Below are 9,133 nucleotides of genomic sequence, written 5' to 3'. Positions count from 1 at the left end.
ATCAGGTACGACCATAAAAGCGAGGCCAAGGCTGCGGAGCATGTTGGTGTTGCCAGTGATCTTCACAATTGGCCGGCCCAGCCCTTCGCGATGACCTCGTTCATCTCTTCAATCGACAGAGGCTCGCGTCCTTCGAGTTTAAGAGAGCCGAAAACATCCAGTATCTTCCAGGGCGTTTTGCGGCTCTGATACAGAGTTTGCCGCTGGGCAGGCGATCTCGATCTTCTCGCCCGGATGCACGCTCATATGGCGCAGAATCTCGCGCTCAAGGTTATCTGGCCTTTAGCGGAAACGGTGAGAACGCTCTTTACTGGGCTGTGGTGAGAGAGCTTTCTTACGCTCAAGCTTCACGCGCCGAACCGAGCGAAGGTAGGATTGGAACGGGCAACTCGGGGAGGGGGAGGGCGCTTGCCAAATTTTGCCAAAGTTCTTATCTGGATGAAGCGATGAGCACGATGAACATCTCCCTTCCGGACGCGCTCAAGTCCTATGTGGACCGGCAGGTGTCGGCGCGCGGCTATGGCACGAGTAGCGAATATGTCCGTGAGTTGATCCGGATGGATCAGGATCGGCAGCAGCTGCGAGCTCTGCTTCTGGAAGGGGCGGCTTCCGCTCCGGGAACGGCTGTGGACGCGGCTTATTTTGAAGGGCTGCGCAATCGCGTTCGCGATCATTCGGCGGGATGACGTCCAAGCCCATTGTCCCGCGTGAGCTGGCTCGGCAGGATATAGATCAAGCTATCGGCTATTATCTCGTCGAGGCTGGAGCCGATGTCGCCATGGGCTTCATCGACAGCCTTGAAAACGCTTATGGTGCGCTGGCCGATTTCCCCAAAGGCGGCTCTCCGCGATTTGCCCATGAGCTCAATCTGCCCGGATTGCGCAGCTGGCAGTTGGAAGGGTATCGCTATCTGGTCTTCTATATGGAACTGGACGATAAAATCGATGTCTGGAGAGTTCTTCACGCTCGCCGGGACATTTACACTCATGTAGTCGATACTGACTGAGCGGGCTCTTCCTATAGCGGACGGGACGATATTCTGATGGTTCACGGATCTTTGCAGTCGGTCCATCTCGTCGAGGCCAGGATGAACGCGGAGGCGCGCGATGCCGTGCTCAAGTCGGCGGACTGGTTCACGGCGGCCCAGCTCTCCCAAATGGCCGACCTCAAAGGCCGCAATGCCAATGCTCAGCCAAGCAGGTGGAAGCGCAATGGCCGGATCTTCGCGCTGCGCCAGAATGGCAGGAATTATTATCCTGGCTATGCACTACATCCGGAGGCGGCCTATCGTCCCATCAAAGGTCTCGCGCCTATCCTGAAGCGCTTTGAAGGCGAATTGGACGAGTGGGACATTGCGATATGGTTCGCCTCGATAAACGGTTTTCTGGGCGGCAGGGCGCCCAAGGACTTGCTGTTTAGCGCGCCGGACAAGGTGCTCGCCGCCGCGGAGGATGAGATGGCGGGCATTTTACACGGCTAGGGCATTGGGAGGGCCGGGCGTATTTCGAGCATTAGCATCGGAACTTAAACAAGCTTCGCATCTAAATGTGCGCCATTCCGTCACCCCATCAATACGCCCATGAACTGACGACTAGACAGAAAGCGCTAATGCTTGGCCGGGACAGAGGCGGCCTTCCGCGTCGAGCCTTTCATGACCTGTGATGCGATAGGCTTGGTGAGATCAATACCCTTCTTGATGGACAGGCGTCCCTTGAGCGCGCCAACGCCGCGCACGACAACGATGCGTCCGGACTTCGAATCGCGGACGAGCTTCTGCGTTGTCGGAACCTGCTCTTTTGGCATACCTCCCATATAACGATGGAGGATTTGTGGTTCCAATCCTTTGCTGACATCCCCGTGGGAACGGAAATCGTCATTCATCCTTGTAAATTTAAATCTTAGATTTAGATAAGTAATGATGATTGAGCGTCGCGCCAAACAGCAGGTCCGGGAAGCGCTAGGGAGACAGGCAGCTGTCGCCATCATCGGCCCGCGCCAGGTCGGCAAGACCACGCTTGCCCAGGACATCGCCGAGGAGCGACCGTCTGTCTATCTCGATCTGGAGGCACCGGAAGACCGCGCCAAGCTCGCTGATCCGGCATTGTTCCTGCGATCCTATGAGGATCGGCTCGTGGTGTTCGACGAGATTCATCGCGCTCCGGAAATTTTCCAGACCCTGCGGGGCCTGATCGATCAAGGGCGCCGGCGGGGTCACCGAACCGGACGCTTTCTCATCCTGGGATCAGCTTCGATCGAACTGCTTCGCCAGTCCGGTGAAACGTTGGCGGGACGCATTGAGTATATTGATCTCGCGCCATTCGATGTCGCGGAAATCCCGCCGGGGTTGGAAGCGGCGCAGCAACTCTGGGTGAGGGGCGGTTTCCCGGAAAGCTATCTGGCGCGCACCGACGCAGACAGCTTCGCGTTCCGACGCAATTTCATCCGCACCTATCTGGAAAGGGACGTCCCGCAGTTCGGTCCGCGGATCGCCGCTGAAACTCTGGAGCGGCTATGGACGATGCTGGCGCACGGACAGGGCACGACGCTCAATGCTTCGCGCCTAGCGGCCAGCCTCGGTGTCAGCAGCCCAACCGTGAGCAGCTACATCGATTTGCTCGTCGATCTGTTGCTCGTTCGCAAATTGCGGCCCTATTCGACCAATGCCGGCAAGCGCCTAGTCAAATCGCCCAAGATCTATGTCCGTGACAGCGGACTTGTGCATGCCTTGCTGGGGATCGACAGCTTGGAGACGCTGTCGGGCCATCCGGTTGTCGGTATGAGCTGGGAAGGCTTTGTGGTCGAGAGCCTGCTTGCCGCCGCACCCGACCGGACGACGGCGAGCTTCTACAGGACATTGGCGGGGGCCGAGATCGACCTCTTCCTCGAATTGCCGGGGAACCGCGGGCGTTGGGCGATAGAAATCAAGCGGAGCTTATCCCCTAAGCTCGAACGCGGCTTTCATCACGCCCGCGAGGATCTGGAGCCGGACAGGTCGTTTGTCGTCTATCCGGGCGCCGACCAGTATCCGATCGCGGAGGGTGTGACGGTGACAGGCGTACGTGCGCTGGCCGAACTGCTGCTCGAAAAGTGAGCTTTCGATGTCAGCGGGGAGAGGGCATTGTCCGGAAGAAGGGCCACATGACGGTTGATCGCGTCCTTGGTTGAGATCACATCCTGACGGTCACTCCGGGCATATGGCTGAGAATCCGCAACCAACTCGCTTAATCCCGCTAGGCGTGATTAATTTCCGATCTGATTGGAGGCGATCATCATGGCAGCGGCAAGAGTACTAACCGCTCACGTGCCGGAAGGCTTGGTCAACAAAGTCGATGCTTTGGCAGCACGCATCGGACGCTCGCGAGGATGGATCGTCGAACAGGCATTGGCAGTCTGGATCGATAAGGAGGAAGAGCGGCATAGGTTGACACTCGAGGCTCTGGACGATGTCAATGCCGGCCGCGTCATCGATCACCAGAGCGTCCAGACATGGGCCGATAGCCCTTCGTCCGAACCTCCGCTTCCCCACCAGTAGCATGACCTCTAAATCGACGAGCTAGGAATCCGCGGATCAGTTTTGATCGCGAGCGCGGCGAAAGATGAGATGAAGCGCATGGCCGAACTGTTGCTCGAAAGGTGAGATTTTGATGTTGCCGGGGAGAGAGCGGTTTTGCCCAGATGAAGGGCCACGTGATAGATGATGTCGTACCTTCGGCTGAGAACTACGTCCTGACGGTCATGGCGGACGGCAATGTCACTTTGCCCGAGGACATCCTGCAGCATCTTGGCGCTCAAGCAGGATCCGAAATAGTCTTGCACAAGCTGCCCAGTGGGAGCGTCGAGATCCAACTGGCGCGGCGCAAGGGCAGCATTGCAGCCGTCTTTGGCATGCTGAAGCGGGAAGGGCAGCGGCCGATCTCGATTGAGGAAATGAACGAGATAGTCGAGCGGGGCAGGGCCGGCGAATCGTGAAAATCTTCGACTCAGCTTCTTGAAACGTACCTTGCCTCCGACCTCCTTTGAGCGTCCCGGCACCCCGCATGATGACGGTCTCGTGCCGATCGCGATCTGAAACTGCATGCAAGGACGGCGAGAATGATCGCGCGAAAGGTTGGCGCAAAAGCTTCATCGAACGGAAATTGATGAAGACGTCATCGGACGACGCGGTTCGCGCTACGGATTTACTTCTTCCTGTCGAGAACGCTCTTCACAGCAGCGGCGATCTTCTGATCAGAGATCATAGATTTCTTCGTCTTTATGGAAGCCAGCACGAAGTGGCCGGTGGCGGCGCCCCTGCCTAGAATGACGGCCTTCTTCCTGGCTTTGACGTACGGCGTTCACTGGTATGTATCTAATATGGCGAGAGGACTCGGAAAGGAATCCGCTAGCATCTTCGGCTGTACACATGGCTGCTTCAACGCAAATTCTGCGGTCGATCGCTCAACCGGATCCACAATCGGTTGATCTTCTCTCCATCTCTGACTGATTGGCGGCTTCCCTCCAGAAGGCTTCGTGTTCTTCCTTAGTCATGGTGTGAATGTTGTGTTCGCGGTAGAAAGCGGCAAGCTCGGGATTGACGTGCTCCGGCTTGTTGCCCGCCTGTTGGAGAATTTCCAGTACCGGGTCGGGGGTGATCGTCTGGAAATAGGGCGCTGCCTGTGGATCGGCCAGCGTCTGGCCATAGAGCGCCTCGGTGATCACCCCGAGAAACCAGCCGCCTTGCGTAATCACCGGTGCCCCACTGAAGCCGCCACGCGGCAGGCCTGACAGGATGAAGGCGGGCCTGCCGGTATCATAACGCTGGATGACCGCACTGACGCGAAACTCGTGCGCTACCAGCACAGGTTCCGCCGAAAAGGGAATGGACGGGTAGCCAAGCACGACGCCTTGCAACATCACGAGGTTATCGCTGATCTCGTCTTCCATGGGTGGCCCGAGATGAATCCGATCATACAGGTGCACCGGAATCGGCATTTGATGGGTTCTTGCCTTTTCAACATCATTTGCTGCGAATACCGCGTTTCGAAAGAGCGCGATATCCGTGCCGCCATCATGATAGATCACCTGCGAGAGATCGATTTCTTCCGCGTGGCGCCACGCCTTCAGGTACTGCTCGAAACTTTCATGCTCTTCCCGCGGTTCTTCAGGTAGAGCGCGCTCAATGGTGTCATGGAATGACAAAGTCGCGCGGCTTGCCCCTTCGAGAACATGAGCAGCGGTGATCACATAGCCGTTCCCGATGTGAAATCCGGTGCCCATGCCCTGGCCGCGGTCATTCCACACCTCGATCGCACCCACTGCTGCCTTGAATGCCCAGCAAAGGTTGTAAAGATCATCGAGGTTGCCGATGAAATCTTCTTCAGCGTCGGATCTGGTCACCTCTCACTCCCTTTCCCGGCCAAGAGCGGTGGTCATATTGGTAGTTACTATGCCGAACTCGACAACCGATAAGATGGCGGATTCAGCTTCAGGTTTGCGCTGAGCCTCTGTCATTGCTCGCCGTCGTAAGCACGTCGAAGGCGACCTTATTCAATTCCTCTTCAACGATCTCGCCGATGCTTTTGTTTGATACATGGCCTCGGAGCCCCCGAGAGACACGGTGTTCCAACAGCACTTTTAGCTCCTGACAGGCATTCTCCTCGTTCCCGTCAGCAAGGAACAATCGTTCCAGCGCAAATTCCTTGATGGTTTTGCCCTGCAAGGCTGCCATCGCTTTGAGCGTCTCGTGCTGCTGGTCCGTAACGTCGATGGTGAGCCGGCTCATATAGTCCCCGATCTTTTATTGGGCGCGACACTATCACGGTGACGCCCGGCGCTAAACGGGATGCGTCCGCCCGTGCTCTGAGCATCACGCGCTGCCCGCTTCGTGCCCGATCCTTGGCGGCACGATTATGTTCGTAAACCCGCGAAGGTCAGCCCTGGGGACAAACCTGTCGTTGGCGCGCAGAGTTGTGAGCGGCGGGTTTCGGATGAAGCGGGCGTTCACAGTGGGCGCCGTGATCACCTGGCGGATGCGAAAGGCAGGCCGGCTAGAGTCAGGTAACTTTAGACTAGATGCTTCGCCCGCTATAGCGGACACCCAAAAAAAACAGCGGATTTCTTACAAAGCTACGCAGTCTTTAGTCCGGCCGCCTGAGCTTCCGGTCATCTTCCCCGTCGATCATAACGACAACGCCCGCAACGTCGGGCAGGTCGAATTCGCGCGGATCCGCCCCTTCCGCCAGCCTGTCCCGGAACTGGACCGCCCTGGCAACGACTGGATGCATCTCGGTCAGGAAGCCGAGCTGATCCGGCTCGCGCTTCACCTTGGACGCTTCACGGGCAAGGCGTCTGCGTTCGCTGAGCCTCTGTTTCAACACCGCGACGATGGCGTCGGGAGATCCGCCGGAACCACGCTTGTCCGCGTTGCCGGTGCAGAGCAGGCAGTGCAGCGGAATGGAATCCTTGCTGTGAACGTCGAAGTCCAGATGAGGGAGATTCGCCTGCACACTCTCGGCGCTGGCGATACTGATGCCGAATCCGGTCATATGTTGAGGAGATCCTGGCTGCAGCGACTGACAGCTTATGGGGATCCGCGAGACGTCGGAGACGTGGTTGTAGAAGGCGTAGAGCGCCGGAATGTTGTGGGCCTTGGCGGTTGCCAGCAATTTGTCGATCTGGAGCTCGGGGGGCTTTCTGGTGCCGATCGTGTGCATAATCTCACGATATTTCTTCCCGGCATCGTCAAGCTTTTTGGCTTGGACGAGCATGGTGGCCGTGCTCGATCCATTGACGCTGACGAAGGACCAGATCCAATCGGCGCCGCTCTCGCCTTCGATCGCCTTGGTGAAAGGAATGACGACCATCTTCCCCGGATAGCCCTTCCTAATGTTTTTGATCAGGATGTTGGTGATAGTCTCCTCTTCCCAAGGATATTCCAAAGCTTTGGAATCCGCTAGCTCCGACCAAACCTGACTGGCTTGGTCGAGAAGAAAGAGCTGCTCCTTCGTAAATCCGATCATGTTGCGCGTTTCCCGAAGCCTGCTCTCGCTGCTTCAGGCTTCGTCGATCATCCCTTGCAAGAATGAACGTGCCCGTCGCTTCTGCGGATCGCCGCCATCTCCCGCCTATCGTTTTGCAAAGCAAGGCGTTTTCAGCTGCTGCCATCCGGCTTTGCAGTGACCGCTTGGGGCTTGCGGCCTCTTGAGCCGCTGCCCGCCCTGGAAGGGCCAACGACGGCGGTAGGGCGCGAAATCGCGCCACCGGATCCCCTTGAGGCGTACCGACCTTGCGGGAATCAATTGGCCGAGCCGGTCAAGCGGCGATGCTGATATCACTCACTTGTCATGCGACTGTGATGCCCGCCGATGAACTCTCTCTACGAATAGATCGTCGAGGTGGTGCCCGACCCCTGACCCGCCAGAAATTCCTGGGCCTTCTTGGTGTCGCAGCTAAAAAGCTGCTCGGCCGTGGTCAGATAGGGAGTTGCGTCAAGCGGGTTTTCGTTGAAGAGCTTGGCCGCCTGCTTGATAAAGTCCTGATAACGCTCCTGAAAGATCGCTTCAACTGCAGGAATAAGTGTTCTAAGATTATCGATCACATCAGGATTATAGATGTGCGCACGCGTGACAATTGCCGGCTGCCAGCCTCCATTGCTGACGATCGGCGCCATGACTGCAAAGTTTTGATGCCATGCGTCCAGCCCATTTCCTAGGTGAACATGGGCGACAGCCTTGTTTCGCACGGTGATGATGGCATCGTGCAGTGGACGCAGCTCAACAGGCAGATGCTTCCTCGTCTTGGCTGCTCCACGGCCACTGCTTTCGACTCCGGGATGAGTGCCACGTGCATAAAGGATCAGGGCCGAGTTGATTAACGCCTGTTGCAATGTCTTGTGATAAGGTTGAATATCTTTGACGGTCGCTTCGAGTTCATCAAGAGAGCGCAAACAAGCTGCTGCCTGCGACACATCCGCAGCGCATCCCTGGACAAGTTCAGCCTGATTAAAGACTTTTACGAGGACCTCATATTTCGGATTGTTCTCGACGTCCCCTATCATAGCTTTCATGTCGATCACGATAGGCATCGTAACTCCAATAATTGGATAAAGCATCGTACAGTAGAATACTTCAAATTATCTTATCGAATGGTCCATAGATTTCCAACCGCTTTTTATTGGATCTGAGGATAGGATGCATAGTTGGACAGTGAAATTTCAGCGATGACTCTATGCGCGCCGCGTTGGCGCAGATAATGGAGCGAGGTTAATTGACAGATTTGTGAAGCGCGGAACGACAGATAATAGCATGAGCCGACGTTCCCGGCATCGCATCGGAAAGACGTAGGTTGGTCGTGAGCGGCCGGGCGGCTTCGCGCCCCAAAGTCGGACACTCGCTGGGCCCGCAGAGCATCCTAAAACCGGCCGTTCGCACGGCCGTCTGCCTAGCGTCCGCTGCTGGGTCGAAAAGCTGCTATCCCCAGTCCCTATTCTGCTTCGCGCTTCGGCTTCGAGAATTGATGTTCGTCAAATATCTCGACGGTCGCCCATTCCCGGCTTTCATTCCAAACCGAGACCCAGTTTTCGGGGTGGATGTCTATTGAATGCGGGTGTCCATCTTCAAGGATCACAACGGCTTCGCCTCCGGCTGGAACCTCATATTGGTCGCACATCGGCTCAATTAAGATCGTGAGCGGCGTCGAGAGATAGTTGCGGATCGGCAGTCGCATTGCTTGGCCTCGTTTGCTCGATGACCATACCGTGGCTTACGAAGGGCGTGTCCGCAATCGCGGCGGAAGCGGTCATGGACGAGCCACCAACGCTCGTCGGCGGAAACGCGCCCTAATAGCGGCCGTTCGTTCAAGTCTCGACTAAGCGTCTGCCATTGTTCGACGGCGGCAGCGGACGTGGATGTCGGCTCAAACGTTCTTCCGAAGTGTCTCTGGGCGGCTAAGTATCGCAATGCCTCTTGAGGGCGGATCCGCAACGCTCCCGCGACAGGCGTCACCATCAGCAAGGCGCGGCTTCCAAATTTCGAGTGACTGCAATTGCCATTCCTGGGCAGTTGAAGTGGCGGATGGACCGGCTCGGACCTCGAAGTGTCTGGGCGGTGTGCCGGATCGACGCGCGATGCTTGCCGAAGTCGACGTCGACACTTCA

General features: G+C 57.0%; 13 protein-coding genes. 7 read left to right on the top strand and 6 right to left on the bottom strand.

The features are described from left to right. The 4 genes from HB724_RS10110 to HB724_RS10095 all read left to right on the top strand — a co-directional run. The coding region (locus tag HB724_RS10110) for a hypothetical protein (protein ID WP_213980798.1) at positions 1 to 189 on the top strand (189 nt) is incomplete at its 5' end. Positions 190 to 446: 257 nt separating this feature from the next. Next, the gene (locus HB724_RS10105; protein ID WP_213980797.1) at positions 447 to 686 is read left to right on the top strand and encodes a type II toxin-antitoxin system ParD family antitoxin; all 240 of its coding nucleotides are present in this window, start codon (positions 447 to 449) and stop codon (positions 684 to 686) included. Further along, on the top strand, positions 683 to 1,006 hold the full coding sequence (locus HB724_RS10100; RefSeq protein WP_213980796.1) for a type II toxin-antitoxin system RelE/ParE family toxin: 324 nt from the start codon (positions 683 to 685) through the stop codon (positions 1,004 to 1,006). Before HB724_RS10105 ends, HB724_RS10100 begins: the two co-directional genes overlap by 4 nt. Before the next feature lie 36 nt (positions 1,007 to 1,042). After that, positions 1,043 to 1,480, top strand: a complete 438-nt coding sequence (locus HB724_RS10095) for a hypothetical protein (RefSeq protein WP_256731433.1) — start codon at positions 1,043 to 1,045, stop codon at positions 1,478 to 1,480. 125 nt (positions 1,481 to 1,605) lie between these two features. Here HB724_RS10095 and HB724_RS10090 read toward each other — a convergent pair whose 3' ends face one another. Beyond that, positions 1,606 to 1,881: a hypothetical protein gene (locus HB724_RS10090; protein WP_213980795.1), complete on the bottom strand. Its 276-nt coding sequence runs from the start codon at positions 1,879 to 1,881 to the stop codon at positions 1,606 to 1,608. A gap of 37 nt (positions 1,882 to 1,918) precedes the next feature. Here HB724_RS10090 and HB724_RS10085 point away from each other — a divergent pair, with 37 nt between their 5' ends. From HB724_RS10085 to HB724_RS10075, 3 genes are all read left to right on the top strand, one after another. Then, positions 1,919 to 3,091, top strand: coding sequence for an ATP-binding protein (locus HB724_RS10085; RefSeq protein ID WP_213980794.1), 1,173 nt, complete (start codon positions 1,919 to 1,921; stop codon positions 3,089 to 3,091). Positions 3,092 to 3,256: 165 nt separating this feature from the next. Further along, positions 3,257 to 3,532 (top strand): ribbon-helix-helix domain-containing protein, encoded by a 276-nt coding sequence (locus HB724_RS10080; protein ID WP_256731432.1) that lies wholly within the window; start codon positions 3,257 to 3,259, stop codon positions 3,530 to 3,532. A 143-nt stretch (positions 3,533 to 3,675) separates the two neighbouring features. Next, entirely contained in the window at positions 3,676 to 3,969 is a 294-nt protein-coding gene (locus HB724_RS10075) for an AbrB/MazE/SpoVT family DNA-binding domain-containing protein (RefSeq protein ID WP_213980793.1), read from the top strand. Positions 3,970 to 4,437: 468 nt separating this feature from the next. On the opposite strand, the gene HB724_RS10070 is transcribed toward HB724_RS10075, so the two are convergent. From HB724_RS10070 to HB724_RS10050, 5 genes are all read right to left on the bottom strand, one after another. Continuing rightward, positions 4,438 to 5,376 carry a serine protease gene (locus tag HB724_RS10070; protein WP_213980792.1) on the bottom strand — a complete coding sequence of 313 codons (939 nt, stop codon included), beginning with the start codon at positions 5,374 to 5,376 and terminating at the stop codon, positions 4,438 to 4,440. An 88-nt stretch (positions 5,377 to 5,464) separates the two neighbouring features. Further along, the gene (locus HB724_RS10065) at positions 5,465 to 5,761 is read right to left on the bottom strand and encodes an antitoxin (RefSeq protein ID WP_213980791.1); all 297 of its coding nucleotides are present in this window, start codon (positions 5,759 to 5,761) and stop codon (positions 5,465 to 5,467) included. A 355-nt stretch (positions 5,762 to 6,116) separates the two neighbouring features. Continuing rightward, the gene (locus HB724_RS10060; protein ID WP_213980790.1) at positions 6,117 to 6,998 is read right to left on the bottom strand and encodes a DUF6615 family protein; all 882 of its coding nucleotides are present in this window, start codon (positions 6,996 to 6,998) and stop codon (positions 6,117 to 6,119) included. Positions 6,999 to 7,354: 356 nt separating this feature from the next. Beyond that, entirely contained in the window at positions 7,355 to 8,062 is a 708-nt protein-coding gene (locus HB724_RS10055) for a hypothetical protein (RefSeq protein ID WP_213980789.1), read from the bottom strand. Between the two features lie 398 nt (positions 8,063 to 8,460). Continuing rightward, positions 8,461 to 8,703, bottom strand: coding sequence for a hypothetical protein (locus tag HB724_RS10050; RefSeq protein WP_213980788.1), 243 nt, complete (start codon positions 8,701 to 8,703; stop codon positions 8,461 to 8,463). Positions 8,704 to 9,133 lie beyond the last annotated feature (430 nt).

Origin of the sequence: Sphingomonas sp. dw_22, from assembly GCF_018449795.1 — a bacterium.
Classification (GTDB): domain Bacteria; phylum Pseudomonadota; class Alphaproteobacteria; order Sphingomonadales; family Sphingomonadaceae; genus Sphingomonas.
Note: the sequence above shows the minus strand (reverse complement) of the source record. Positions and strands in the feature narration are given on the sequence as shown.

Coding starts and splice junctions, on each gene's coding strand:
- HB724_RS10105 (WP_213980797.1), top strand. CDS start 447: ATGAGCACGATGAACATCTCCCTTCCGGACGCGCTCAAGTCCTATGTG.
- HB724_RS10100 (WP_213980796.1), top strand. CDS start 683: ATGACGTCCAAGCCCATTGTCCCGCGTGAGCTGGCTCGGCAGGATATA.
- HB724_RS10095 (WP_256731433.1), top strand. CDS start 1,043: ATGGTTCACGGATCTTTGCAGTCGGTCCATCTCGTCGAGGCCAGGATG.
- HB724_RS10090 (WP_213980795.1), bottom strand. CDS start 1,881: ATGAATGACGATTTCCGTTCCCACGGGGATGTCAGCAAAGGATTGGAA.
- HB724_RS10085 (WP_213980794.1), top strand. CDS start 1,919: ATGATTGAGCGTCGCGCCAAACAGCAGGTCCGGGAAGCGCTAGGGAGA.
- HB724_RS10075 (WP_213980793.1), top strand. CDS start 3,676: ATGAAGGGCCACGTGATAGATGATGTCGTACCTTCGGCTGAGAACTAC.
- HB724_RS10065 (WP_213980791.1), bottom strand. CDS start 5,761: ATGAGCCGGCTCACCATCGACGTTACGGACCAGCAGCACGAGACGCTC.
- HB724_RS10060 (WP_213980790.1), bottom strand. CDS start 6,998: ATGATCGGATTTACGAAGGAGCAGCTCTTTCTTCTCGACCAAGCCAGT.
- HB724_RS10055 (WP_213980789.1), bottom strand. CDS start 8,062: ATGCCTATCGTGATCGACATGAAAGCTATGATAGGGGACGTCGAGAAC.
- HB724_RS10050 (WP_213980788.1), bottom strand. CDS start 8,703: ATGCGACTGCCGATCCGCAACTATCTCTCGACGCCGCTCACGATCTTA.